The 24,768-nt window shown below is 39.4% G+C and carries 24 protein-coding genes and 1 tRNA gene; 3 read left to right on the top strand and 22 right to left on the bottom strand.

Going from position 1 to position 24,768, the window contains the following annotated elements; translation table 11 throughout:
- Nucleotides 1-114: 114 nt before the first annotated feature.
- Nucleotides 115-747, top strand: a complete 633-nt coding sequence (locus ACEYX7_RS02770) for a DedA family protein (RefSeq protein ID WP_374805051.1) — start codon at nucleotides 115-117, stop codon at nucleotides 745-747.
- A gap of 111 nt (nucleotides 748-858) precedes the next feature.
- On the opposite strand, the gene ACEYX7_RS02775 is transcribed toward ACEYX7_RS02770, so the two are convergent.
- The 10 genes from ACEYX7_RS02775 to ACEYX7_RS02820 all read right to left on the bottom strand — a co-directional run bounded on the left by ACEYX7_RS02775 (nucleotide 859) and on the right by ACEYX7_RS02820 (nucleotide 11,687).
- Nucleotides 859-1,473 (bottom strand): LysE family translocator, encoded by a 615-nt coding sequence (locus tag ACEYX7_RS02775; protein ID WP_374805052.1) that lies wholly within the window; start codon nucleotides 1,471-1,473, stop codon nucleotides 859-861.
- Nucleotides 1,474-1,529: 56 nt separating this feature from the next.
- Nucleotides 1,530-1,934 carry a hypothetical protein gene (locus tag ACEYX7_RS02780; protein ID WP_374805053.1) on the bottom strand — a complete coding sequence of 135 codons (405 nt, stop codon included), beginning with the start codon at nucleotides 1,932-1,934 and terminating at the stop codon, nucleotides 1,530-1,532.
- Nucleotides 1,931-2,872, bottom strand: a complete 942-nt coding sequence (gene gshB, locus ACEYX7_RS02785) for a glutathione synthase (protein WP_374805054.1) — start codon at nucleotides 2,870-2,872, stop codon at nucleotides 1,931-1,933. Before gshB ends, ACEYX7_RS02780 begins: the two co-directional genes overlap by 4 nt.
- 167 nt (nucleotides 2,873-3,039) lie before the next feature.
- The gene (locus ACEYX7_RS02790) at nucleotides 3,040-4,524 is read right to left on the bottom strand and encodes a PepSY-associated TM helix domain-containing protein (RefSeq protein WP_374806575.1); all 1,485 of its coding nucleotides are present in this window, start codon (nucleotides 4,522-4,524) and stop codon (nucleotides 3,040-3,042) included.
- 116 nt (nucleotides 4,525-4,640) lie between these two features.
- The gene (locus ACEYX7_RS02795) at nucleotides 4,641-5,192 is read right to left on the bottom strand and encodes a hypothetical protein (protein WP_374804436.1); all 552 of its coding nucleotides are present in this window, start codon (nucleotides 5,190-5,192) and stop codon (nucleotides 4,641-4,643) included.
- Between the two features lie 156 nt (nucleotides 5,193-5,348).
- Nucleotides 5,349-6,623, bottom strand: coding sequence for an ammonium transporter (locus ACEYX7_RS02800; RefSeq protein WP_374804438.1), 1,275 nt, complete (start codon nucleotides 6,621-6,623; stop codon nucleotides 5,349-5,351).
- A gap of 121 nt (nucleotides 6,624-6,744) precedes the next feature.
- Complete coding sequence (locus ACEYX7_RS02805) at nucleotides 6,745-9,048, bottom strand: hypothetical protein (protein ID WP_374804440.1); 2,304 nt, start codon at nucleotides 9,046-9,048, stop codon at nucleotides 6,745-6,747.
- 125 nt (nucleotides 9,049-9,173) lie between these two features.
- On the bottom strand, nucleotides 9,174-10,451 hold the full coding sequence (locus tag ACEYX7_RS02810; protein ID WP_374804444.1) for a replication-associated recombination protein A: 1,278 nt from the start codon (nucleotides 10,449-10,451) through the stop codon (nucleotides 9,174-9,176).
- Between the two features lie 118 nt (nucleotides 10,452-10,569).
- Nucleotides 10,570-10,881 (bottom strand): BolA family protein, encoded by a 312-nt coding sequence (locus ACEYX7_RS02815; protein ID WP_374804446.1) that lies wholly within the window; start codon nucleotides 10,879-10,881, stop codon nucleotides 10,570-10,572.
- Nucleotides 10,881-11,687 (bottom strand): M48 family metallopeptidase, encoded by an 807-nt coding sequence (locus tag ACEYX7_RS02820; protein WP_374806574.1) that lies wholly within the window; start codon nucleotides 11,685-11,687, stop codon nucleotides 10,881-10,883. The genes ACEYX7_RS02815 and ACEYX7_RS02820 overlap by 1 nt, the downstream gene beginning before the upstream one ends.
- A gap of 198 nt (nucleotides 11,688-11,885) precedes the next feature.
- Here ACEYX7_RS02820 and ACEYX7_RS02825 point away from each other — a divergent pair.
- A tRNA-Gly gene (locus tag ACEYX7_RS02825) sits at nucleotides 11,886-11,961 on the top strand.
- A 243-nt stretch (nucleotides 11,962-12,204) separates the two neighbouring features.
- Here the strand turns inward: ACEYX7_RS02825 and gluQRS are convergent.
- The 4 genes from gluQRS to ACEYX7_RS02845 all read right to left on the bottom strand — a co-directional run bounded on the left by gluQRS (nucleotide 12,205) and on the right by ACEYX7_RS02845 (nucleotide 15,247).
- On the bottom strand, nucleotides 12,205-13,077 hold the full coding sequence (gene gluQRS / locus ACEYX7_RS02830) for a tRNA glutamyl-Q(34) synthetase GluQRS (protein ID WP_374804450.1): 873 nt from the start codon (nucleotides 13,075-13,077) through the stop codon (nucleotides 12,205-12,207).
- Between the two features lie 8 nt (nucleotides 13,078-13,085).
- Nucleotides 13,086-13,628 carry an RNA polymerase-binding protein DksA gene (gene dksA / locus ACEYX7_RS02835; RefSeq protein WP_374804452.1) on the bottom strand — a complete coding sequence of 181 codons (543 nt, stop codon included), beginning with the start codon at nucleotides 13,626-13,628 and terminating at the stop codon, nucleotides 13,086-13,088.
- A 154-nt stretch (nucleotides 13,629-13,782) separates the two neighbouring features.
- The gene (locus ACEYX7_RS02840) at nucleotides 13,783-14,601 is read right to left on the bottom strand and encodes a metallophosphoesterase (RefSeq protein WP_374804454.1); all 819 of its coding nucleotides are present in this window, start codon (nucleotides 14,599-14,601) and stop codon (nucleotides 13,783-13,785) included.
- A 37-nt stretch (nucleotides 14,602-14,638) separates the two neighbouring features.
- Nucleotides 14,639-15,247, bottom strand: coding sequence for an NUDIX domain-containing protein (locus ACEYX7_RS02845; RefSeq protein ID WP_374804456.1), 609 nt, complete (start codon nucleotides 15,245-15,247; stop codon nucleotides 14,639-14,641).
- A 536-nt stretch (nucleotides 15,248-15,783) separates the two neighbouring features.
- On the opposite strand from ACEYX7_RS02845, the gene ACEYX7_RS02850 reads away from it, so the two are divergent.
- The gene (locus tag ACEYX7_RS02850; protein ID WP_374804458.1) at nucleotides 15,784-16,866 is read left to right on the top strand and encodes a zinc-dependent alcohol dehydrogenase family protein; all 1,083 of its coding nucleotides are present in this window, start codon (nucleotides 15,784-15,786) and stop codon (nucleotides 16,864-16,866) included.
- A gap of 127 nt (nucleotides 16,867-16,993) precedes the next feature.
- On the opposite strand, the gene ACEYX7_RS02855 is transcribed toward ACEYX7_RS02850, so the two are convergent.
- From ACEYX7_RS02855 to ACEYX7_RS02890, 8 genes are all read right to left on the bottom strand, one after another.
- On the bottom strand, nucleotides 16,994-17,557 hold the full coding sequence (locus ACEYX7_RS02855) for a hypothetical protein (RefSeq protein ID WP_374804460.1): 564 nt from the start codon (nucleotides 17,555-17,557) through the stop codon (nucleotides 16,994-16,996).
- A 16-nt stretch (nucleotides 17,558-17,573) separates the two neighbouring features.
- Complete coding sequence (locus tag ACEYX7_RS02860) at nucleotides 17,574-18,272, bottom strand: aspartate/glutamate racemase family protein (RefSeq protein WP_374804462.1); 699 nt, start codon at nucleotides 18,270-18,272, stop codon at nucleotides 17,574-17,576.
- Between the two features lie 120 nt (nucleotides 18,273-18,392).
- The gene (locus tag ACEYX7_RS02865; protein WP_374806572.1) at nucleotides 18,393-18,992 is read right to left on the bottom strand and encodes a DUF1287 domain-containing protein; all 600 of its coding nucleotides are present in this window, start codon (nucleotides 18,990-18,992) and stop codon (nucleotides 18,393-18,395) included.
- 86 nt (nucleotides 18,993-19,078) lie between these two features.
- A complete protein-coding gene (gene glmS, locus ACEYX7_RS02870) occupies nucleotides 19,079-20,917 on the bottom strand; it encodes a glutamine--fructose-6-phosphate transaminase (isomerizing) (RefSeq protein WP_374804474.1) in 1,839 nt (612 codons plus the stop codon).
- Nucleotides 20,918-21,226: 309 nt separating this feature from the next.
- The gene (ribF, locus tag ACEYX7_RS02875) at nucleotides 21,227-22,213 is read right to left on the bottom strand and encodes a bifunctional riboflavin kinase/FAD synthetase (RefSeq protein ID WP_374804466.1); all 987 of its coding nucleotides are present in this window, start codon (nucleotides 22,211-22,213) and stop codon (nucleotides 21,227-21,229) included.
- An 85-nt stretch (nucleotides 22,214-22,298) separates the two neighbouring features.
- Complete coding sequence (locus ACEYX7_RS02880) at nucleotides 22,299-22,703, bottom strand: surface lipoprotein assembly modifier (RefSeq protein ID WP_374804468.1); 405 nt, start codon at nucleotides 22,701-22,703, stop codon at nucleotides 22,299-22,301.
- On the bottom strand, nucleotides 22,625-23,635 hold the full coding sequence (locus ACEYX7_RS02885; RefSeq protein ID WP_374900188.1) for a surface lipoprotein assembly modifier: 1,011 nt from the start codon (nucleotides 23,633-23,635) through the stop codon (nucleotides 22,625-22,627). Before ACEYX7_RS02885 ends, ACEYX7_RS02880 begins: the two co-directional genes overlap by 79 nt.
- A 149-nt stretch (nucleotides 23,636-23,784) precedes the next feature.
- On the bottom strand, nucleotides 23,785-24,519 hold the full coding sequence (locus tag ACEYX7_RS02890) for a transferrin-binding protein-like solute binding protein (RefSeq protein ID WP_374804472.1): 735 nt from the start codon (nucleotides 24,517-24,519) through the stop codon (nucleotides 23,785-23,787).
- Between the last annotated feature and the right edge of the window lie 249 nt (nucleotides 24,520-24,768).

Raw genomic sequence — 24,768 nt, forward strand, 5'->3', positions numbered from 1 at the left:
TGTCAAAAAAATTCACTTTTGGCGAAAATTGTCTAAGCTTTATACCAAATGTTACTGTAAAAAAAGCAGATAGCTGATAGCATAGCGTAGTTTTGCTTATAGTCCGATAGTTTTATGTTTTTGATTGATTTTATTATGAATGTCGACAAGCATCTTGTCGAGTTTGCGATTCAATATGGCGTATGGATTTACGCGATTTTATTCTTAATTATCTTTGTTGAAACTGGTTTTGTGGTGATGCCTTTTTTACCAGGAGACAGTTTGCTATTTGCTGCAGGGGCATTGGCTGCACAAGGTGCAATGAATCCATGGGTTTTGATTGCATTGTTATTTAGTGCAGCAGTGCTTGGTGATACGCTAAATTATCATATCGGTAAATATATTGGACCAAAAGTTTTTGATACCAATTCACGCTGGATTCGCAAAGATTATCTATTGAAGACGCAAGCTTTCTTTGAAAAGCACGGCGGTAAAACCATTATCTTTGCACGCTTTATTCCTTTTGCACGTACTTTTGCACCTTTTGTGGCAGGCGTAAGTCAAATGAATTATAAGTATTTTTTAAGCTATAACGTGATCGGTGGCTTTTTGTGGGTGAGTTCATTTGTGATCTTGGGTTATATGTTTGGTAATTTACCTGTGGTACAAGAAAACTTCAAACATTTGATTTTGGCAATTATCGTGATCAGTATTTTGCCAGGCATAATTGGTTTTATCCGTGAAAAAATGAGCAAAAAGCAACAGTAAAATAAAGCTGTAAAACCAAAGTAAACCGACTTATTACACCCCAAAAGTTGAATTTGGCTTTTGGGGTGTAATCATTTTGGGCGAGAGTGGTGGGCTCAATCTTAAAATGAACTATTGCCAATAATAGCGAAACACAATAGGCAACATACTAAACATCAGAATCACCGCAGAAATACGATAAATACGGTAATAGCGATAAATAGGCAATTGTTTCACGTTGTCAGATAACAGATGTCTGCCAAACACCATCCAAAGAATGGTAGTAGGAATCAAGGCAACACTAAAAAGCAACATCGAAAAAAGGTAATGCTCCCAATCGTACCACGTGCTTAAGGGAAATACACCGATTGTAAAGAGCAGTGCCTTCGGATTTTTTAATGCGGTATAGAAAGTGGTGGCTGCATTGATTTTACTATTTTTACGGCTAAACTCGTATAATTGTCGAGTTCTCCATAATCGAAATGCCAACCACATAATGTAGATGGTAGACAGAAAATGTAAAATTTCAATAAGATAAGGTGATAGGGTTTGCGTTGAGCCGATAAACAACCACCATAGACCCATCCCATACAGATAGCCCAGTAGCTGTGCAGGGAGAAGTTTGAGTGCAGCCCATATGCCGTGATGCTTTGCTGCACTAGCAATCAATGCATTAGTTGGTCCTGGCAGGATCAGAGTCACTGTCAGTGCAAATAAAACAATACCGTAGGTATTATCCCACAACATAAAACTTACACCCCTGATTTGCAAAAAAATAGCGTTCCACGTGAAACAACATACTTCTAAGGTTTGGCGACTTGATCAATATCTTTAAAATTCACACATTGTTTTAGATGTGCTGCTTGGGTAATCGCTATCTTTTGACCGTACAGATCTGCTAGTTCTGCATCTTGATTACTTGACATGTTTGGCGTCATGTTAATGGAAATACTTGGATACAAGCCCCATGCACCACCACTGCCAAAACCGATACCCAATCCAGTACCTACACCAATTGGTGAACGACGAGTAGATTTACTGGTCGCTTCAATATAGCCATCTAAACGTTGATATTCCGCATAAAGTTTTTGGCAATTCGAATCTTGATACAGCGTAGGGGAGACGTAATTCGGCTTTACAGCTGAAGTCGTTGCACAACCCGTCAATATCAACGTAGCAATAAAGACGCTGAAAGCAATTTTTTTCATATACGACCATTCTCTAAGACATCAAATAAGTCATCTGCAAGAGACGTACCAAATTGATCGTCAATTTCACGGATGCATGTTGGGCTGGTCACGTTAATTTCAGTGACATATTCACCAATCACGTCCAATCCAACAAAGATCAGCCCTTTTTCTAATAAAAATGGTGCAACTTCTTCAGCAATTGCACGATCCTTTTCAGTTAAAGGACGTGCTTCGCCGACACCCCCCGCAGCCAAATTGCCACGGATATCACCTTGTTGCGGTACGCGTGCAAGACAATATGGTGCAGGCTTGCCACCAATCATCAAAATACGTTTATCGCCATCGACAATTTCAGGAATATAACGCTGTGCCATGATTGGGCGTTGCCCCATTTCTGTGAGCATTTCTAAAGTCGAACCGATATTGACCCCATCTTTGTATAAGCGAAAAATGCCTATACCTCCCATGCCGTCAAGTGGTTTAACAATCACGTCTTCATGCTGTTTGATAAAATCACGAATCAGATGTGATTGTGATGTGACCAATGTGGGTACTTGTAGATGTGGAAATTGTGTAGCAAATAATTTTTCATTGCAGTCACGCAAGGATTGTGGGCGATTAATGACCCAAGCACCTTCACGTTCAGCTTGCTCCAAAATATAAGTGGTATAAACAAAATTCATGTCAAAAGGAGGATCTTTACGCATCAAAATGATGTCAAAATCCGCTAAAGAATAAACTGATTTTTCACCTAGATGATAATATTGTTGTGTTTTTTCAAAAACCTGTAAAGGTTGGATTGTACCAAAAGCCTTTCCTTGATCCAAAAATAAATCCTGTTGCAAAGCATAAAATAGCTCATGCCCACGACGTGTTGCTGCCCATAGCATGGCAATGGTGGAGTCCTTTTTTAAATTAATCCGTTCAATAGGATCCATTACAACCAATATACGCATCTTCAAACCTGATTTATCAAAATAAATTGGATTATAGCATTAAATAATCATGGATAAATGTGATGACTTGTTTTGTTACTTTTCTGTTCAATACCATGTGGCTTATTCAGCCATACCAATACTCGCAAAATATTGGTAAGGCTGAACTTTACTTTAGTCGATCGACATTATGATTGAATCAATTTTTGCAAAAGAGCCAATCTTTTGATCAATAGCCAGTCTAATAATGCAATGACCAAAATCGCAATCAATGCAGTAGGGAACAATGCAGAGAGTATCAACAATATCACAGCAAAAGGTATTGAAAGCTTAATCGCTTTGCCACTGGCAGGCGGATTTAAACTTTTTAAACCTTGGCTTGGGCGACGTTGCCACCACATGATATAGCCAGCGATACACATCAAAATCACCGACAAGCAAAACAATACGTTTGCCGTTACGCTCCACCAACCCAATGTTCCCATGTGCAAGGCAATACCAGCCGCCATAAATTTACCCATCAAATTATAATCAGTAAAATGAATGTCCGCTAAGATTGCACCAGAGTATTGATCAATATGTACCGTGCGGTCAGCCGTAGGGCTTGGCATATCATAGCTCATCGAATCTTGGCTAATTGTCCAAACACCTGTTTCGCCTTTAGGCTGATTAATCTGATAACGTCCGACAAAACCCAAACTTTGAGCTTGTTGTTGAATACTGCTGAGTGTTGGTACGACAGGCTGTTTTTGTTCAGTGTTAGACATTGGCATTGCGGTCTGCTCTAGTGTCCATGGCACTTCTTTGTGCTTGCCATCATTCAACACTTCGCCATGTGTTACACTTGCGACATGAGTGCTGTCATTTTCTGTACCATGTACGTGCGGTTGTACTGGTGTATCTTGTGGTTGTGCATTGGCAATTACAGACTGTGGCATCGGTTCCACACCCCATTTGCCTGCAGGAAATTGATTCCATGCCTGCACCATTTTTTCACCCCAAATCCCTGCCCACGCTAGACCTGTAATACAGAAGAACAGCAAAATAATTGCAACCCAACTGCCTAATGTGGCGTGAATCACTCGCCATAAGCTACGCTTACCCGATTCATTTTGTGTTGGAATCAGCATGGCTTTGACTGACTGGCGTCTATGCCACCACAAATAAACACCCGTTACGATCAATAGAATGGTCAGTGATGCCGCAGTTTCAAGTAGATAATCACCTGTTTTGCCCAGTAATATATCACCGTGAATATTATCGAAAGTATGATACCAATTACTTTGACGTGGGAAGTGCTGCACCACTTGTGCGGTATAAGGATCAATCAATACAAATTGATCTAGCTTTTCGCCATGTTGTTCAGCTTTCACTCGGAACAAAGCCACGGTATCTGCTGAGCGTGGTGCGATATATTGCACGACTTTGGCATTGCTAACATCGCCCATGCTGTCCAAAGCATGTAAGGCATTTTGGGCTTGTTGTTCGATCGGTTGCGTGTTGGCTTGTACTGCCACTGTGGTGCGATCCAAATCTTTGCCTGTAATATTGGCAAATAAAATCATGGCAAGACCTGTCGCCGCCAAAAGCATCAAAAATGGGGCAACGAACATGCCTGCATAGAAGTGCCACCGCCATAGGGTAAAATAAGTTGAATTGTCAGATTTCATCATTACATACTCAATATCAATACATAGATAATCTTTTTAAAAATTATCTTGTTGATATTTAAAATAAAAAATAGGATAAATTTTAATAAATAATCAATATTTCAATTAATATTGAAAATTTAATAAAATCGAATTGAGATAAAATGATGAAATGCAGGCGGTGCTCGAGTCGGCGGTAAAAGATACTCAATAAAGAGTAAGCTGATATATTTATATTGTGTAGCGATTTGCGTGCTATACATCGCCATCGCATTTTTTATAATTATAGGCAAATCATAGCCCATTGCAAACGCAGACATGCTACTGCAAATGTCACATTCATGTGAGCTGGCATCGTGTGATGAATCATGCTGTACATCATCAGTTTTGTGTATGGCTTGCGTCATACTGTCATGTTGATGTGTATGTGGCGACATCTGTTGATGTGAATGAGCCACCATGTCAGCATGATCAAGATGACTTATTATATGCTGATTATGAGCTTGAGCGATCGGCTGTAAATAAACACAAACACCGTGTCCAAAACTGGGATTTTTCAGCCAAAGTGGCGATAGTAAAGTGGATAAATGCATAAAACAAGCAAAGCACGCAAGCAATATTGCCATGCACATGATAGGCATGGGAAGCATCGCACGACGTAACGTTCGAAATGGCTTGGCGTTGGCTGGCATTAAGTGGTACAGACTTTAAAATCAGCAGGCATTATAAAGAGAATATAAAATAAAATATATGAGAAATTCTGATGAAAACGCCTAAGTCTGCCAAACATTTGATTTTTCTATCAATCATCCGCTGAGCAAGCTTAGGCGATTTTATTGATGATAAAATTATTCTACACGTTCGCCATGCTGACTTAAATCCAGACCTTCACGTTCTGCATCACGATCCACACGCAGACCAACCGTTTTATCAATGATTTTGGCAATCACAAAAGTCAAGATTGCAGAATAAACCGTGGTTGCCAATACGCCTTCTACTTGAATCCATAACTGATGGAAAATAGTATGCGGTGCATTGTCGCCCATCAAGAGTTCACTGGCAAACCAACCCGTTAAGACTGCACCAACCAAACCACCAATCGCATGCAAAGCAAAAGCATCCAAGGCATCGTCAATTTTTAGTTTGTATTTCAAAATGGTCACGCTATAGAAACAAATCACACCACCGATAAAACCCATCAATAATGCACCTTGTACATCGACATAGCCTGCCGCAGGAGTAATCACCACCAAACCTGCAATCGAGCCTGTCACTGCACCCAAGATCGAGCCTTTGCCACGGTGAATACGCTCCACCAATAGCCAAGCCAATGTTGCTGCCGCCGCTGCCAATTGGGTATTAATCAATGCATAGGCTGCTGTACCGTTGGCAGCCAGAGCAGAACCACCATTAAAACCAAACCAGCCCACCCACAAGAAACACGCCCCGATAATGGTAAGTGTTAAATTGTGTGGTGCCATGCTTTCACGTCCCAAACCCATACGCTGACCTAGCATATAGGCAAGTACTAGACCTGCGACACCCGCATTGATATGAATGACTGTACCGCCTGCAAAGTCCAACGCACCTTTTGAACCAAGCCAACCACCGCCCCAGATCCAATGACATACAGGTGCATAAACCAAAACCACCCATGCACTAATAAAATACATCCATGCACTGAATTTCATACGATCAGCGATTGCACCACTAATGATGGCTACCGCAATAATGGCGAAAGTCATTTGAAATAAAACAAATAAAATCTCAGGAATACCATTCAATAAAGTATCTGGTCGAATATGGTGCAACATCCATTTATCAAAACCACCAATAAAGAAATTACCTTCAGAAAATGACAAACTATAACCGACTATCACCCATAGCACGCTGACTACAGCAGCAGAAGTCAAACTATGTCCCATGGTAGATAGCACGTTTTTCTTACGTACCATACCTGCATAAAACAATGCCAAACCCGGTATCGTCATCAGCAACACCAAAGCTGTCGCTACAATCACCCAAGCGGTATTCCCTGTGTCGAGGGCAGCAGTATTGCCCTCTGCATAACTCAAACTGCTTATGGACAGCAATAATGTGAGGATTAGCGATTTTATCTTCATGGATGCTACGCTCTAAGTATTTGAAAAAATTTATAATACCTAAAATGCAAAAACCATGCCATAGTGATAATTTTCATAAAAAAAGCCTATGCTAAACATAGGCTCTTCAAACTGGATTGAATTAAGCGGTTTTGTGTTGTTGTACAGCACGCAAAGCTTTTACTGCTTTGAGATAACTATCATAGTGCAACAAATAGCTCATACCTTCACCAAGGACGCCACGTAACTGCTCTGGTTTAAATGTACCTTGTTGATTGTCAATATGGGCTTTAGCCAAAGCAACTGCCAATTTTGACAAGGCTTGTTTATCGGCATCATCGGCTTCAATCGCAATATCGCCAAACCATTTTAACACACTGCTTTGATAGACTTGAGCAAAAGCCGCTTCAGGGCTAAGATTGGTTAGAGCAGCTGTATCAATTACACTTTTTGGATGTTCTGCTTCGTAGCTCACCGCATCATCAGCAAAGTTACGACTGAGTACCGCCACTGACTGTAATAATTTTTCTGATTGTTGCAAATCATGCTTTTGCTTCAATGTTGCAACGTTTGCCAAAGTCTGAGCATTAGGTTGATAAAGCGATTTATCGCCAAATTCCACCGCATGAATCAGGGCAATTTCTTGCCAATCTTGTGCAGAATAAGATGCCAAAAGTCGTGGATAATCACGGTTGATGGTCGCAACGAATGCGGTCGCAAAGGCTTTTTCATAAGACTTGCTGTCTTGATATATCTTATCTGTTGCACGCTGAATATCATCACGAGGTTCTAAAGTATACTCTATCTCATCGCTATCAGCAGCTTTGGCTTTTTCGGTATATTCTTTATACGCATTTGCAGCGATTTTGCCAAATGGATGCTCTTCTATCGGTTTGGCATTGCTGGTAGTGCGTGGATTGATTTTCGCTGAGCCATAGTTATGGTATAAAGCTTGGAAATCAATAGTGCCATTAAGCTGTAAGTCATTACTAATTTTTTCATCAAGCTTGACTTGCAAATTACTGTGAAGTACACGCCCACGGCTGTCCACTGTAAGATCCATAATCATATCATGTTTTTGCTTTGGTAAAATGTCATTGATCACAGAATGGTTTTTCTTCATCAAATCAAACCATTGTTGTCCCTCTAACAGTTCTGTGGCATCAGCACGCTCAAAACTCTTGTAAAATGAACCTTCTTTATCTTTGATATCATCGATCAATGCCAAAAAGCCCTTAGGATCTTTTTTCTTGCCATGCTCTGCATCCAATGCAAAGTAGCGATCACCATACTGCATAATACATTCGCTCATACTGCCGAATTGTACTTTTTGTTGCACCGCTTGCTCACAGCTGACCATAGAAATACTGGTATCAATCTTTGCTGCTTTTTTACTTGGTGTGACTTCTGCCGCATCATTGACAGCAGCTTTTGCTATTTCGACAGCATCATTAGCCACCGTCTTGGCTTCTTGCTCAGTCAATTGATCATCAGATAAGAATAGAGCAGCAGAGAACTTTTCAAATTCTTCTTCGCTGTTTGTACCTTCGGTTAGCTTAGCCTTGCCCTTTAACTTTTCCTCTAACTTACTTGCCAACACTTCGGCATTGAATATTTTTTTCAAATAATTTTGGTTTGCCAGTTCAAAAGCAGAGCTTTTTAACATCAAGTGTTCGATAGACGTATTCAGACGGATTTTTTTCACTGCACCCTGTGCACGTTCAGCACTGGTGAGATCGGCTTGTGCAACGGTTTCACCTTCTAACAAATAGCCATAATAAATTTGATTTGCGGCTTTGACATAATTCAAAAAAGCTTTCCAATCTACACTATTCAGTACGTCAGAATATTCTGCAAAATCGACATAGTAGGCTTGTGCAGGGGCTTTAGGATGAACCTTTTGTGGATCAAAACTATTTAAATAAAGACGTTTTTTAGATAAATCTAGTAACATCGGAAAACGCACTTGGCTAGAGAAGTTACTACCATAATGATCAGCCGCCAAATCTAGACTAATCATTCTATTGCGTAAATCTACCGTACCTTCATAACTGAACTCGGTATTACTTAATGCACTATTCATCCAATAATGATTGACCAAAGACAGTGCAGCAGAAGAAGCAAAAGCATTTTTGTGAACTTCGGGTTGGAGTATTTCTAAGATCTGCTGATTATTGGTAATCGTTGCCAAACTTTGTTTCAATAAATCCAACTGCTGACGCTGTAAGTTTTGGTTGCTTTCAACATTATCCTTGAGCTGTAAATTCGCACTCCATCGCCCAGAATAATCATAATTATACTGTTGATAAATCTGAGTGAGAGCCGAAGTTGCTTGCTGTTGTAACTGTTGTGTGTTGTCTTTGGTTGCTGTTGATGTGCTTTGAACACTGGCACAACCTGCCAAACTTAAACCGAATAAACAAATAGATAAATGGGATAATCGCATTATTTTCTCCTTTCAACCCTGTGTCGTCTTTGTAAATTCTGAGCATTATGACACAAAACAAAGAGATAAAAAATACGCAATCACGACAATAAATCAGCAATCTTCACATAAGCGAATTGAAGCAGTTAGTTTTCGTTTTCTTTGCTACTTTGCCAACGACGCTGTTGCAATTTATCGGCTTCAACTTCGCGTTTATTCAAGGCACGCTGATAGATTTTTGTACCGATTAATTCATCTGGCATATAATTTTGCTGTACAAAATGTTCTGGATAATCATGCGGATAAAGATAATCTACACCGTAGCCTTGTTGTTGCATCAGCTTGGTCGGGGCATTACGCAAATGTAAAGGCACAGGCAAATGACTGGTTTGTTCTGCCAATTGCATGGCTTTATTGATGGCTAAATAAGTGCTGTTACTTTTGCCTGTGGTCGCCAAATACACCACACATTGCCCCAAAATAATGCGTGATTCAGGCATACCGATGGCTTGTACCGAGCGAAAACATTCCCCTGCCAACAATAAGGCATTCGGGTCGGCATTGCCAATGTCTTCGGAAGACAAAATCAATAAACGCCGTGCGATAAAGACAGGGTCTTCGCCGCCTTTCAGCATTCTCGCTAGCCAATACAATGCCGCATCGGGGTCACTACCACGAATGGATTTAATCATTGCTGAAATCAAATCATAATGCTGTTCGCCTGCCTTGTCATAACGAGCGATATTTTGTTGGGCGACTTTGACCACCGTGGCATTATTGATATGATGTTCGCCATCTTCGGCAAAAGTACTGGCAATTAAATCTAATAAATTCAATGCTTTTCGGGCATCGCCTGCGGAAAATTGTAATAAAGCATCATATTCATCAATATAAATGGATTTTTCTTTTAAAATTTTATCTTGTTTTAAAGCACGGTTGAGTAGGGCAATCGTGGCATCTTCATCAAAGGCATTGAGCGTATAAACTTGACAACGTGACAGCAAAGCACTATTCACTTCAAAAGATGGATTTTCCGTGGTTGCACCAATAAAAGTAATACGCCCTTTTTCCACCGCACCGAGTAATGCATCTTGTTGGGATTTATTAAAGCGATGAATTTCATCAATAAAAAGTACGGGTGGTAGTAAATCGCCACTATCATTGATGACTTCGCGTAATTCTTTCACACCAGTATTGAGTGCCGATAAACTAATAAAAGGGCGATCTACTGCTTGAGCCAATAGGGATGCCAATGTGGTTTTGCCTACCCCTGGTGGGCCCCAAAAAATAATCGATGGCAAATGCCCTTGGTCGATCATTTGTCGAAACGGTGCATCTTCAGCCAAAAGATGGTCTTGCCCCAAAATATCATCCAAACTGCGTGGGCGAATACGTTCAGGTAAGGGGATAATCTGTTCAGACATGACAAACTCAAGCTAAAAATGAGAATTTTTGATTATACTGAATAATCATTAAAAAACTTAAAATAAAAATAAAAAAATTGGTAATTCTACAATTACCAATTTCTGTTCAATTTAAACATTAATCTTGCTGTGAACCGCCCATACATTTTGGGCTGTTTGGGCTTTGTCCTGTCCATTCATCAGGGGTATAAGCATGAATAGCAAGAGCATGAATTTTGGCAGGGGCGAGTAGGTCTCCTGCCAAGGCATAGACTTTTTGATGGCGTTGCACGGCACGCAAACCCACAAAAGCATCACTGACAATCGTTACTTTAAAATGACTTTCTTTGCCTTCAAAATAACCACCATGTCCACGTGATTCATTGATAATTTCTAATACTGACGGTGTTAGACTTGCCAAACGTTGTTCAAGTTGATTTTGAATCTGCATTAGCGTCTACCTATAGCTTGTTGATAAAGTGGCATCACAGTTGGAATCAAAGCTTGAATACTTTGTACACGATTGCCCGAGCTTGGATGGGTACTTAAAAATTGTGGCGAACGTGTGGTTTCGGCTGCCATCATTTTTTGCCATAACGTCACCGCTGCATTCGGATTATAACCACCACGAGCCATTAACTCTAAACCGAGTACATCGGCTTCACGTTCTTGGGTACGGCTATTCGGTAGGCTCACGCCTAATTCACCGACTAAGCCTGCGAGTTGTGTTTGACCTTGTGAAAGTCCTGCAACGGATGACAAAATACTCAAACCTGCTTGCTGTGCATAGGCACGAGAAACGTTTTCACGACCATGGTCACGCAAGGCATGTGCCATTTCATGTCCCATAATCGCTGCGATTTCGTCATCAGTAAGTCTTAAGCGATCGATAAGCCATGAGTAAAACAAAATCTTACCGCCGGGCGCGCACATGGCATTCAGTTCATTATCTTGAATGACATTGACTTCCCAAGCCCAGTTGGCAGATTCTGGACGCAAAACACGAGCTTGTGGAATTAAGCGATTGGTAATACGTTGTAATCTAGCACGTTGAGCGGGATTGGTATTCAATACCCCTGCACGGCGTGCGACAGCTAACGTTTCTTGATAATTTTGAGCAGACAAAGCATTGATTTCACTGTCAGAAACCAACAAAAGTTGCTTGCGATCCACGCCTGTAGTGCTGGTCATGGTGCTACTGCTACAGCCTACCAGTACCAGACTACTGGTCAAAATTGCCAAACCTAGTTTTTTCATTTGCATATCCTGCGATATTTATGTTTGTATTGGTTATTAAAACGGAAAAAAGCTCAACAATTCAATTACTATTCAGTAAAAATATGAATTTTTGTTTCAGAATGACGAAGTGATGTGTTGGTTTATAAATAAACAAAAAATAAAAAAATTGAAAAAAGAGTTTGACTTATTTTATAAATCAGCTATTATACACGCCATGCGGGAATAGCTCAGTTGGTAGAGCACAACCTTGCCAAGGTTGGGGTCGCGAGTTCGAGTCTCGTTTCCCGCTCCAAATTTTAAAAATCCAGTCTTTTAGGCTGGATTTTTTTATTTTAGAAAATAATAAACACGAGTTCGAGTCTATGAAAAGCATAGCTTTTCATCTTGCGAGCGAATAAAATCATAATTTAATTTTTATAAGCGATAATTTTTTTAAATTCAAATAGTTGTGGTGATGGAGGAGTTCATCTAAACCGCATATTGTCTGTATTGATATGGTCTTTAATATAATTGAGCATCTTATTAAGCAATAAGTTTAGGTAAAAACACCATCTAATTGCGTACTTTGAGTTATTTTTTCAACTTGCCACTGTGATACTGCTTGTTTGAGCATTTGCTCAGGATGATCGATATCCAAAGGTAATTGCCCTAGTACTTGTGCAATGTTCGCTAAATAATACGGTGCATTGCTGAAATCTAAGGCTTGTGCAAGATTCTGCTTTGAGAGTTTTTGCCCGTGTACATTCATTGCAAGGGGTAGATGCAAATAGCTGAGCTTAGGATAGTTTAATTGTTGCCCTAGCCAAATTTGTCTTGCGGTGTTGTCTAATAGGTCAGCACCACGTACGACATCGGTGACATGCTGTAGAGCATCATCTACGACAACAGCCAATTGATAACTGACAATGCCATCACGCCGTTGTAGTATGAAATCGCCTAGATCCTGTTGCAGATTACTGCATTGACGACCTTGTAAACGATCATCAAAGCAAATCAGCTGATCATCGACTTTGAGTCGAATCGCTTGTTTTTCAAATTCTAGATTAAGATGACGGCATGTTCCTTGGTAAATATGGTTTGAGCCAAGGATTTTGCGACTACATTGACATGCGTAGACGAGATGTTGTTGTTTTAATTGTGCAATGACATCTTGATAAATATCTAGACGTTGACTTTGGTAGATGATGGGTCGATCGGAATGCAATGCAAATGCATCTAAACATGCCAAAATATCGGAAGTGCTACCTTTCGCAATTCGTGGGATATCTGTATCTTCAATGCGGATCAGCCACTCACCGCCATTGGCTTTGGCATCACAGTAGCTAGCGAAAGCGGTAAGCAAAGAGCCAAAATGTAAAGGCCCTGTTGGAGAAGGGGCAAAACGCCCGACATAGTTGGACGTTTGCATATCGAAAATTAACCTTTGTTTTGCTTTTCTTTGATTTCAGCAAGCGTCTTGCAGTCGATACATTGCGTTGCAGTTGGACGTGCTTCTAAGCGACGTAAACCAATCTCTACACCACACGTTTCGCAATAACCGTAGTCTTCGTCTTTGATACTTTGCAAAGATTGGTCGATTTTGTAAATCAATTTACGCTCACGATCACGTGTACGCAATTCGATGGCAAACTCTTCTTCTTGGCTGGCACGGTCGTTCACGTCTGGCAGAGCAGTGGTTTCGTCTTTCATCGTGTTAATCGTACGATCAATTTCACCAAGAAGTTCATTTTTCCATGCAGTCAAAATGTTTTTGAAATGCTCAAGCTGAGCATCAGACATGTACATTTCACCTGGCTTTTCTTGATATGGCTCAAAGCCAAATAAATTTTGGTTATTGACTTTCACAGCTGTTTCTACGCCAGTTGCTTTTTCTACTTTTGTTTTACGAGTGCGTTTGACTGGTGATTTTTCAGCGACCAAATCATCTTGCACAGTAATGTCATCGGTTTTGTTGACCATCATCTTATTCCTAAGTTGGATCTACCCAGAAAATGTGTAGATTAAAAAACACGCTTGGTTTTAAAAGCAGACTATCATATAGATTTTTTCTTTAAGATGATAGTATTAATTTGCACAATCAGCTTATCAAATCCCATAAACGCATTTAATTGTATCAATATTCAGTGATTTGATGGTCAATTTTACCCATCAACTGTGACAAATAAATGACTTGGCTTTGATAACTGCCATCATCAAATAACTCAAAACGACGATAACCTGGTGCTAAATCATCAAAAGCGAATTCTTTTTGTTTTGGTTTAAATTGTACTGATGTTGCAGGGCAACTCATGATAGAAAAGTGCTGATAAGGTATTTCAGCGACTTGATGCACATGCCCTGTCAAGACTAATTTTACTTGTTTAAATGGGCTGATAATATCCAAAAATGCTTGGGCATTGAGCAGAATGTGCTGATCAAGCCATGCTGAATCTACGGGCAGGACATGATGATGTAAAGTGATGATAATGTGTTTGGGTTGTGCAAGTTGGGCATTATGTTGCAAACATTGATGCAGTTTTTCAAGATCTTCAATTTTCAGCTCGCCGCAGGCGTGTGCTGACTTTTGACTGTTGAGCAGTAAAATCTGCCAATGTCCAATATTGACACAGTCAATTTGGCAACATTGCTCGTCATCGACGAAACAATCATCATGATTGCCACGAATACAAAAATGCGGTTTATTTAAAGGAGAAATCAAATCAAAGTAATGCTGATAAGCTTGAGCTGTGGCTTGCTGTGCTAAGTCGCCCGTTGCCAGTAAAAAATCAAAATCCATATCTTGTTGGATATCATCTACAACAGCTTTTAAATGATAATAGGGCTGAATACCGCCAAAAGTTGCTTCGCTGTCAGTCATCAAATGACAGTCAGTAAGTTGTACAAAACGAATAATTTTTTGATTTGATGAGCGGGTAACGTTGATATGGTGCATATTTGTACTCTAATATATTGAAGACGTTGTGCTAGTACTAAGATTGCTGATGGCATTTTTGTTTTAAATGCTGTAATGCAATGATCAAAGGAGCATTACTTATCGTCCCCGAGTTGAGTAACAAATCGATGTCAGCAAAATCAAAAATATGTACTTTAATGTCTTCTCCCTCTGTTTTTTCGCCAAAAACACCCTGAGCATCGTCTAGATGTGCTTGTGCGATATACAAATCATAAATTTCATCACTCGCTCCACTAGATGGATAAAAGCTAAAAATATGCTGTAGATCTTGTATATCGCAGTTGGCTTCTTCTTTGGCTTCACGCACTAAGCATTGCTCGGCAGTTTCATCACCATCAATAAGACCTGCGACAATTTCGAATTGCCAAGGCGTTTGAGGATGGTTTAAAGCACCAGCACGAAACTGCTCAATCAGTAAAAATTGCTTCAAAGTATCATCACAGATCAATACGCCAGCAGCTCTACGGCGTTTGACAATTTCACGCTTTAGCGGTGCTGACCATGATTGGTCTGCAAAGAGACGATGGCGTAATTGCACACATTCAACTTTCACAAAACCCTTATAGCAGTCTTGTCGAAAAACCACTTCTACGTCATGTAAATCAAACTGGGACTGCGGAGACATTTTTTACTCTTAAGCGGTATTCTACTTTAGTCAAACTATTGTTACATGACTATTTTATCTACTCAAGTTTTTTATGAGATAAAATACATAAAAAATCTTATCTTTTGAGTCAAAAAAATATTAATTAATTGATTTGTAATTAATTATACTAAAATTAGAAATCAAAAATAAATAATGTTAATTTATAACATTACAATAGCTATTTACATAACTAGCAGTCATTTTGGCATGATTTAGCCAAAATAAAGATATATTTAAAATGACTACCAAAACAATAGCCCTAAAAAAAGCAGAAAAATAATAATTTTAAAAAACGTGAGCAATAGTATCGATAAGTAGATGATTAAGGTGTTATAGCATTATATTTTAACATAAAAATGAATGAACAAAACAAATAATCTTAGACCCGTAAATACATGAAAATATGACTTATTTCACAGCGTATATGCTAGTCTAAATATGGTGGCGAGAAACGTTACCCATTGATATTGATAATTTTTATTGATGATTTTTCAACGAACAGAAGAGAGCGTAGAATGATGAAAACCATGAAAGCCATGACCTATTACGGCAAAGACGATATCCGAGTTGAAGACCGCCCTGTTCCAACAATTCTTGAACCAACAGATGCTATTATTCGTATGACCAAGACCACGATTTGTGGGACAGATTTAGGTATTTGGAAAGGTAAAAACCCCGAAATCGAAGCGACTGCACGTGAAAAAACGGGTGAATGGAAAGGGCGTATTCTCGGGCATGAGGGGATTGGTGTCGTTGAAGAAGTAGGTTCAGCAGTAAAAAATTTTAAAAAAGGCGATAAAGTCATTATTTCATGTATCAGCCGCTGTGGTGCCTGTGAAAATTGTCAAAAGCAATTATATTCACATTGTCGCCAGCAAGGTGGTTGGATTATGGGTTATATGATTGATGGTACACAAGCTGAATTTGTACGTACACCATTTGCGGATAACTCGCTGTATCATTTACCTGAAAATCTCAATACTGACGTGGCGGTATTTTTGTCTGATGCATTGCCTACAGGACATGAGATTGGTGTGCAATATGGTGATGTCAAACCTGGTGATGCGATTGCGATTGTCGGTGCAGGCCCTGTTGGTATGGGGGCATTGCTCACGGCACAATTGTATTCACCAGCAACCATGATTATGGTCGATGTCGATGATAATCGCCTACACATGGCAAAGAGTGTGGGAGCAACGCATATCATTAACTCGGAAAAAGAAGATGCCGTAGCGCGTATTTTGGAGATCACCGATGGGCGAGGTGTAGATTGTGCTATGGAAGCGGTAGGTATTCCTGCAACGTGGGATATCTGTCAAGCAGTCGCCAAAGAGGGCGGCAATGTTGCGGTGGTTGGTGTACATGGTCAAGCGGTGGATTTTAAATTGCAAAATCTATGGATTAAAAATCTAACCATCACAACAGGTTTGGTCAACGCCAATACCACAGGTATGTTGTTAAAAGCGTGTGAATGCAGTAAGTTGCCTATGGAAAAATTGGCAACGCATCATTTCAAATTTAGTGAAATCGAAAAAGCCTACGATGTGTTCAAGCATGCGGCACAAGAAAAAGCCATGAAAGTCGTGATTGAATACTAAAAGCATACTTCTGTATAAAAATCGCCATTAAATCAAGGTTTAATGGTGATAAATCTTATGTTCTCATCATATTGAATGATGTCAGATAAGCTGTGAAATTCTTTTGAGTCACAGCTCTCAACATACATCATAATTCGGCAATGTTATACCCTAGGTAATAATATTGATTACTATTAAATTCAAAATTTTTAATTACTGTCAGACCTAACTTATTGACATGAGCATGATGTGAACGTGGATTTTTGTGATTGATAAAGGTAAGTAATAATAAAAAACGTTTTGCCATGTGCTGACATGAGCGGTCAAACAAGTTTTTGAGAACATCACCACCCCGATAATCCGTATGAATACATACAGGACCATATTGGAAAGAATTGTCCAAGGTCGCTTGAATACCATCCAATTGCACATTGGGTAAATCCGCTATCATATGCTGAAAGAATGTCCACTGTGACCAATAATGCCAGTCTGCATTCATCGCATATCCAACAACGACATTTTGTTCATTAAGAGCGATGACCAAAGCATTGTCAGGATTATCGATTAAGTCACTCAGTTGTTCTTTGCTAAATAACGTGGTAACAAAGCCATTTGCTTTGTCTTTTTCACTAATACTATCAACATGATACAGACTTTGTAATGCCATGATGCCATCAATATCTGCACTCGTTGCAATACGATAATCAGTCATTGTTTTCTCCTTAATCCTATTCATTTAATAACCAATTTACCGCATAGTCAATATGCAGTTGCGTACTGTCAATCAATGCCACATTGGTATCTGTTTGCTTGACCAACAAGCCAACCTCCGTACAACCCAAAATCACTGCTTCTGCTCCTGCTTCATGTAAATTTTGGATGATTTTCAAATATGTTTGTTGTGATTGGGGATCAATTTTACCCACGCATAATTCATCATAAATAATACTGTGAACATTTTCACGTTGTTTTTTATTCGGCACAATGATTTCAATACTATGTTTAGCCATAAAATCTTGATAAAAGCCATCGCACATAGTAAATATTGTACCTAATAGACCGACTTTGCCAAAACCTTGTTGCTGAATGTTTGTCGCTGTGGCTTCAAGTAGATGCAATAATGGTACATCAATCGCAGACTGTACGTGTGGAGCGACTTTGTGCATCGTATTAGTAGCAACTAAAATACCGTCCGCCCCTGCACCTTGAAGACGTTTGGCATAATCAGCCAATAGTGTTCCTGCACTATGCCAGTCGCCCGATTTTTGCAAATCAACAATTTCGGCAAAATCAAGATTTGCAATCAGCAATTTTGCTCCATGATTACCACCTAGTCGCTGATTGACTGCACGATTAATGGCTTGATAATAACTAATCGTGCTTTCTGTACTCATACCGCCTAAGATGCCTAGGGTTTTTGAAGTCATTGTTTTTTCCTTTTTCGACTTGCTACAAATAGAATTCATCATTACTCATATCAATCACCTTTTCACTCAAAGGTATGCATTTACGCCAATCAAGTAACCAAAGCCACTTTTACTATGGCACTAAGCATAGCGAAAATGCCCACTGATTGGAAATTGATATAAAATATCACTTTCTTCTGTACCGCGTCCAATATTATGAATAATCAGCGGTGTACCCGAAATGGTCTTTTTATCGGAAATAATACCAATATGTGGAAATTTACCACCATTCTGTGGAATACGCCACGTCACAATATCTCCTGCTTGAAAACTATTTTTATCGCTCAAAGATAAACTTTTGCCGTATCGACTAAAAAATACTTCCAAATTTGGCACACGACGATGATCAATATTGGGATCGGGCTGTTTCAATCCCCAACGTTTGGGATAAGCTTGCCATGCTTTTTTCATATCCGAATTAATAAGTTGTTGTAAGTCTTTACGCTGTGAGCCGTCCAAATTGCGATAAGCCCGAATAATCACATCAGCACATACGCCAGTATCTTTAGGTACATCACCCATTGGAAAATCCAGCTTGCGATAGCTGGGGTCATAACTGGTCGTCACACCAATTTGTTGCCGTGTGGATTTGACTAAAGGCGGTGCATTAGGATCATTGGTTTGGACGGGTTGGCAAGCGGTGAGAAATACACAGCAACTGAGTATGGCAATTTTTTTCATATTTAATTCGGCTTTAGCCCACTAAAAAAGCACTACAATTGGATTGCAGTGCTTTCCATAAGTTGATTTTTATTAAGATAAATCAGTTATTCTACAGTGACCGATTTTGCCAAATTACGTGGCTTATCGACATCTGTGCCTTTTGCCAATGCCACATGATAAGACAGCAACTGTACAGGTACCGTATGCACAATTGGCGATAGTACCCCAGCATGACGTGGCGTGCGGATAATATGAATGCTGTCATCTTCGATAAAATCACTATCCAAATCAGCAAACACAAATAATTCACCACCACGCGCACCGACTTCTTGCATATTGGCTTTGACTTTATCTAATAAAGCATCTTTTGGTGCAATAATCACTACAGGCATATTTTCATCGACCAATGCCAATGGACCATGTTTTAACTCACCTGCTGGATAAGCTTCAGCATGGATATAAGTGATTTCTTTGAGCTTTAATGCCCCTTCCAAAGCGATTGGATAATGAATACCACGACCCAAGAATAAAGCACTTGGCTTACCTGCAAATTTATTTGCCCAAGCTTTGATTTGTGGTTCAAGATTTAGGACATGTTGAATGCTGTTTGGTAAGCTACGCAACTCAGTGCTGTAGGCATCAATTTGTTCTTGGCTGATCACGCCCTTAAGCTGTGCCAAGGTCACGGTCAAACCGAATAATGCCACCAATTGTGTGGTAAAAGCTTTGGTTGATGCGACGCCAACTTCTGCACCGGCACGGGTATAAATTACCAAATCACTACCACGTGGTAGGGCAGATTCCATGACGTTACAAATCGACAAGCTGTATTTGTGACCTTTTGCTTGTGCGAATTTTAAGGCTTCCATGGTATCCAAGGTTTCGCCTGATTGTGAAATGGTGATCACCAATTCTTTCGGGTCAGCGATCACATCACGATAACGATATTCACTGGCAATCTCAACGTCAGTACGGATTTTGGCGATACTTTCTAGCCAATATTTTGCGGTTAATGCCGAATAATAAGATGTACCACAAGCCAAGATCTTGATGCTGGTAATCTCATTAAAAATTTCACGTGCTTTAGCACCAAAGTTTTCTGGAATAAAACCACCTTCTAAGAAAATTTCAGCCGTATCACTGATTGCTACAGGCTGCTCGTAGATTTCTTTTTGCATAAAGTGGCTATAAGGACCAAGCTCCAATGATGCCAAAGAAATATTCGATTGTTTTAATTCACGTTGAACATCATTGCCTTGTTTATCGATTAGTTTATCAATGCCCTGTGTACTTAATTGAGCAATATCACCATCTTCCAAATAGATAATATTACGAGTAAATGCGACCACTGCAGAGACATCTGATGCGATAAAAACTTCTTCTTCACCCAAACCAATCAACAATGGGCAGCCCATACGTGCGACCACCATTTGGTTAGGTTGGTCATTGGCAATCACGGCGATGGCATAAGCACCATGAAAATTGGCACAAGCACTTTGTACTGCTTCAAAAAGTTTGTGTCCATTTTGTGTATAAATATGATGAATGCTATGAGCAATCACTTCGGTGTCAGTTTGTGATTCAAACGTATAACCCAAAGCTTGTAAACGAGTACGTTCAGCTTCAAAGTTTTCAATAATACCATTATGCACCACCGAAATCAGACCTGCTGAAATATGCGGGTGAGCATTTGGCTCAGTGACGCCACCATGTGTCGCCCAACGTGTATGACCAATTCCTGTATTGCCAACGACATTTTTTGCTTTGGCTGCGGCTTCCATCAACGCTACACGTCCTACACGACGCACACGACGAATACCTGTTTCGGTTTGCACTGCAATGCCTGAAGAATCGTAACCACGATATTCCAAACGTGTCAAACCCGATGTTAAAAAATCAACTACATTATGATGTGCACGAATTGCACCAACGATACCGCACATAAATTGTTCCTTAGTATCAAAAGTAAAATTTGCCAACAAACAGTCATAAATTAAAAATCCATCTTTAAATATTTAAAATGATTCTTTATTTAAAAAGTTTCTTGGCATGCTTTTTGATTACTATAGTTTAAATCAAACCATGTAATCCAAGCCTTTCCCAAATCGTTAGAAAGGCTGTCGTTATTATCGCCATTAAATTATTCAAAAACAATTCAGTTTACAAAAAGATATATTTATAAATCAGGCACGCTGATCATTATTTTAGATAAAGCGTTTTGCTTTGTTCATCAGCATAATGTATTGATCATCTTAAAAAGGCGAAGAAGTAGTCTGTCTATAAACAATGAGATCCTGTACGTCTTGTTGGATACCTTGTTTTAAAGCTTCTAGGCTAGGATAATTTTTTTCACCATGTAAATAATGTAAAAAAGTCACTTGCATCATACGTCCATACAAGTCAGCTTTTAACTTAGGGAAATGTACTTCCAATCGCCATTCAGGTTGCTCTTGGGCGATGGCGGGGCGTGTACCGACATGTGCCGCACCAAATAAACTGTTGTTGCTATAACCTTGAATGCCTTGCTCTTGTTGAATGAGTTCTTGGAAAATATCACTGTCCAAGCATTGTACTTCTACCGCATAGATACCATGCAGACATGGTTTTTGACGTTGTAATGCGACATTAATGGTCGGAAAATCCAGCGTGCGACCGATTTTATCACCATGTAATACACGTCCTTGCATGCGATAGGGGCGACCTAATAATTGCTTGGTTTGGGAAAAATCACCGTGCTGTAAAACTTGGCGAATACGGGTCGAGCTGACACGCTGTTCAGCCCAATCTATCGTGTTCAAGTTATGCACTTCAAATCCACATTGTCTTAAAAAATCGCTATTGCCTTCACGATTTTTGGCAAAATGAAAATCATCACCAAGCATTAAAATTTTGGCATTTAAATGATGCTTTAAAATATTAGCAAAATCTTGTGCGGTGAGATTGCGAAAACGTTCATCAAATTTGGCAATAATTACGCTGTCCACACCATAGTCTTTCAAAGCAACAATTTTTTCTCTTAAATTACTGACACGTGGTGGTGCTTGATGCTTTAAAAAAAACTCCAAAGGCTGTGGCTCAAAAATCATCACTGCACGATGCAAACTCTCATACTTTGCAATTTGATTGAGCTGTGCCAACATCGCTTGATGACCCAAATGTACACCATCAAAATTGCCAATCGTGACGATACTTGGCGGTAAGTTTAAAGGCTGTTGTGGATCAAGACGATAAATATTCATGATAAAAATAAAAGGATAAACTTTTAGCCATTATGCCATAAAAAACAAAACTTAAGCAAAACTACAGCATCTATCAAAAAACAGCTTAAAAACTTCTACTCAGTTCGATATAAGCTTCTTTATTTTGATAGTTATAAGCAAAGTGATTGCTCCGATTATTCTGCCACAATAAATTTAATCTTGGCGTCAAGCCTTGCCAATGTAATGCACGATGCCACAAAGCCAAATGAGCAAAGTATTCTTGATCATGACGCTGGATTTGAAAAATATCTAAGCCCTGATAATGTTTATCGGCATAACCCAGACTTGCAACAGAAGAAATACCTTTTTGCCATTCTTGCTCCCATGTTAGCCACGTGCCATAACGTTTGTAACGTTCGCTCGGATCTTTGGCATCTTCCATGCTAGCATCTATACCGATTTGTAGTGCTTGTTGTGGTGAAGCAAGATAGCGTAAAGATGAACCAAACTGTTGGCTACGTCCATCCAAAAAATATCGTTACTGATGTTTTTTTCACCATATTGTATATAGTTTGAACTATATAGCGTTGGATTCAAGCGGTAAAAAAACTGACCACGCAGAGATGCTTTGTCTGAAAAAGCTTGTGTTGCAAACCAACGCTTTTCATAAATTGGAGCGACAGACCATTCTTTTTTTGCATCACTATTGATTAATGCAAGACTTGTACTCACAGTGATGTCATCAAATGTATGGTTATTCCAGTGGCTTTTACCATCGAGATAAACTTGTGGGCGTAATGACCAATTGCCAAATAAATTTTGATTTTTCGTTAAAGCAAAACCATAGGCAAAGCCTTGAGCTGACTGCGGTGCGTCCAATTGCCAAAAACCATACTGTCGTTGTTTGGGAATACGGTTAATATTTTCATCATTAATATAACGCAGACGGGTATTCACCATCCACTTTGACTGCTGCTTTATCCATGACATATATTTTTCGATATCTTGTCGTGCTGCATCAGGGGTATTTTTATCTGCCAAAACTTTTGAAAATTGTTCTGCAGCAATGCCTAATTGTTTATCATCTAACAGAACAATCGCCAGTTGCATACGGATATTACTCAAATCTGCATTTTCACTTAAGATATCACGATAAAGATCGATCGCTTTTTTATAATTTTTTTCTTGGCGTGCTATCAATGCTCTTGCATATTTAATACTGATTTTATCCGCATCGGGCAACTGCTGATATAGGGGCAACAGCTCTATCAAAGCGTCACTATTCTGCTGATATAAACTGGAAAAGAAAACTTGCTGTAGTAATTCTGGCTGAGCTAATAATGTTTTTGCATCAACGTGAATCGCAGTATTACTTGTATTTGTTGTTGCAATTTCTTTCGAGTCTGTCGGTATGCTGTTGCTGTTGATTTTGTAAGTTTTGAAAAAAGCTATCTTGAGCATAAGATGGATGATAAAACGAAATACCAATCAATATTAAAGCCGTTGATTTAAGGATTTTACCCATCAATTTATCTACCATGATTGATTTAGAAACGAAAAGTAGCTTCTAATTTGAAGCTACTTTTACTTTTAGGGATTGATGTCAAAAATTATTTTTTCACACCGAATGCACCCGAATAACCTGCACCAGAGTTGATATAAGTCCCTGCAGCTTCTGCAGCATTGCTACCGTAGAAATAACCGTTAGTTGTTGTACCTGCAGAGCTTGTACCAGCAAAGCTATTGCCTGTGATATTGGCATTTAACGCAACTGTGCTCGTACCAGCACTGATGTTACCTGTAAGTGTCTTATTACCAAAATTTACTGATAAAGTTGCATCACCATCAGCAAGTGCAGCACCTTTAGCTTGGTGCAAAGCACTACCTGTATAAGTCACTGTGCCAGAGCCAGGAATTTGAGATACTGGCGTTACATTACCTTGTGCAACAAAATAAGATGGTTGGCTACGGTCACCTTCACGTACAAAGCCCCAACGTGCGTTGCTCAAGTTATTGATGACTTGACGATTCATATTGCCAGCGTTCAAATCCAAACGACTACCAATAGTAAAACCAGTTGGAATGATGTCAATACTTTTACCATTAAGCACTACAGTATTGATATTTGATGTAGCAGCTGTAGTACCTGAAGATGTCGGTGCAAATGAGGTTGCATCTACAGTCACTGAGCGACCTTGAATTGATGTGTTTGCAGGTGCTGTTGAAGGCGGAGCTAAAGGAGGTTGGGTCACAGTGGTTGTAGAACTCGTTGTGCTTGAACCGCCACCACAAGCAGTAAGTAGAGCTGTAGCCAATGTTAATGCACTAATCGCTAGAGTTTTCATTTATTTAAATCCTTGATAAAAATGATTTTTGATGCTTTCAAAAATTGATGATTATTTCCTAAAATAAACCCAACTTAAGAATTATTATAATGATGCTCATATGCTGCTTGCATCGGTTGATTGCCGATAAAGAGAAGCCATAACTGATTATCATTAAATATTCCAAATCTACATTAGACCTCTTGCGAAAGTTTTGATATAATGACAAGATGAGATACGAAACAATCAAGGGCTTTAGCGACAGCCAAT

Source organism: Hubeiibacter jixunmingi (assembly GCF_041928215.1).
GTDB lineage: Bacteria > Pseudomonadota > Gammaproteobacteria > Pseudomonadales > Moraxellaceae > Acinetobacter.

Coding starts and splice junctions, on each gene's coding strand:
- ACEYX7_RS02770 (WP_374805051.1), top strand. CDS start 115: ATGTTTTTGATTGATTTTATTATGAATGTCGACAAGCATCTTGTCGAG.
- ACEYX7_RS02775 (WP_374805052.1), bottom strand. CDS start 1,473: ATGTTGTGGGATAATACCTACGGTATTGTTTTATTTGCACTGACAGTG.
- ACEYX7_RS02780 (WP_374805053.1), bottom strand. CDS start 1,934: ATGAAAAAAATTGCTTTCAGCGTCTTTATTGCTACGTTGATATTGACG.
- gshB (WP_374805054.1), bottom strand. CDS start 2,872: ATGCGTATATTGGTTGTAATGGATCCTATTGAACGGATTAATTTAAAA.
- ACEYX7_RS02790 (WP_374806575.1), bottom strand. CDS start 4,524: ATGATGAAATCTGACAATTCAACTTATTTTACCCTATGGCGGTGGCAC.
- ACEYX7_RS02795 (WP_374804436.1), bottom strand. CDS start 5,192: ATGCCAGCCAACGCCAAGCCATTTCGAACGTTACGTCGTGCGATGCTT.
- ACEYX7_RS02800 (WP_374804438.1), bottom strand. CDS start 6,623: ATGAAGATAAAATCGCTAATCCTCACATTATTGCTGTCCATAAGCAGT.
- ACEYX7_RS02805 (WP_374804440.1), bottom strand. CDS start 9,048: ATGCGATTATCCCATTTATCTATTTGTTTATTCGGTTTAAGTTTGGCA.
- ACEYX7_RS02810 (WP_374804444.1), bottom strand. CDS start 10,451: ATGTCTGAACAGATTATCCCCTTACCTGAACGTATTCGCCCACGCAGT.
- ACEYX7_RS02815 (WP_374804446.1), bottom strand. CDS start 10,881: ATGCAGATTCAAAATCAACTTGAACAACGTTTGGCAAGTCTAACACCG.
- ACEYX7_RS02820 (WP_374806574.1), bottom strand. CDS start 11,687: ATGAAAAAACTAGGTTTGGCAATTTTGACCAGTAGTCTGGTACTGGTA.
- gluQRS (WP_374804450.1), bottom strand. CDS start 13,077: ATGCAAACGTCCAACTATGTCGGGCGTTTTGCCCCTTCTCCAACAGGG.
- dksA (WP_374804452.1), bottom strand. CDS start 13,628: ATGGTCAACAAAACCGATGACATTACTGTGCAAGATGATTTGGTCGCT.
- ACEYX7_RS02840 (WP_374804454.1), bottom strand. CDS start 14,601: ATGCACCATATCAACGTTACCCGCTCATCAAATCAAAAAATTATTCGT.
- ACEYX7_RS02845 (WP_374804456.1), bottom strand. CDS start 15,247: ATGTCTCCGCAGTCCCAGTTTGATTTACATGACGTAGAAGTGGTTTTT.
- ACEYX7_RS02850 (WP_374804458.1), top strand. CDS start 15,784: ATGATGAAAACCATGAAAGCCATGACCTATTACGGCAAAGACGATATC.
- ACEYX7_RS02855 (WP_374804460.1), bottom strand. CDS start 17,557: ATGACTGATTATCGTATTGCAACGAGTGCAGATATTGATGGCATCATG.
- ACEYX7_RS02860 (WP_374804462.1), bottom strand. CDS start 18,272: ATGACTTCAAAAACCCTAGGCATCTTAGGCGGTATGAGTACAGAAAGC.
- ACEYX7_RS02865 (WP_374806572.1), bottom strand. CDS start 18,992: ATGAAAAAAATTGCCATACTCAGTTGCTGTGTATTTCTCACCGCTTGC.
- glmS (WP_374804474.1), bottom strand. CDS start 20,917: ATGTGCGGTATCGTTGGTGCAATTCGTGCACATCATAATGTAGTTGAT.
- ribF (WP_374804466.1), bottom strand. CDS start 22,213: ATGAATATTTATCGTCTTGATCCACAACAGCCTTTAAACTTACCGCCA.
- ACEYX7_RS02885 (WP_374900188.1), bottom strand. CDS start 23,635: ATGCTCAAGATAGCTTTTTTCAAAACTTACAAAATCAACAGCAACAGC.
- ACEYX7_RS02890 (WP_374804472.1), bottom strand. CDS start 24,519: ATGAAAACTCTAGCGATTAGTGCATTAACATTGGCTACAGCTCTACTT.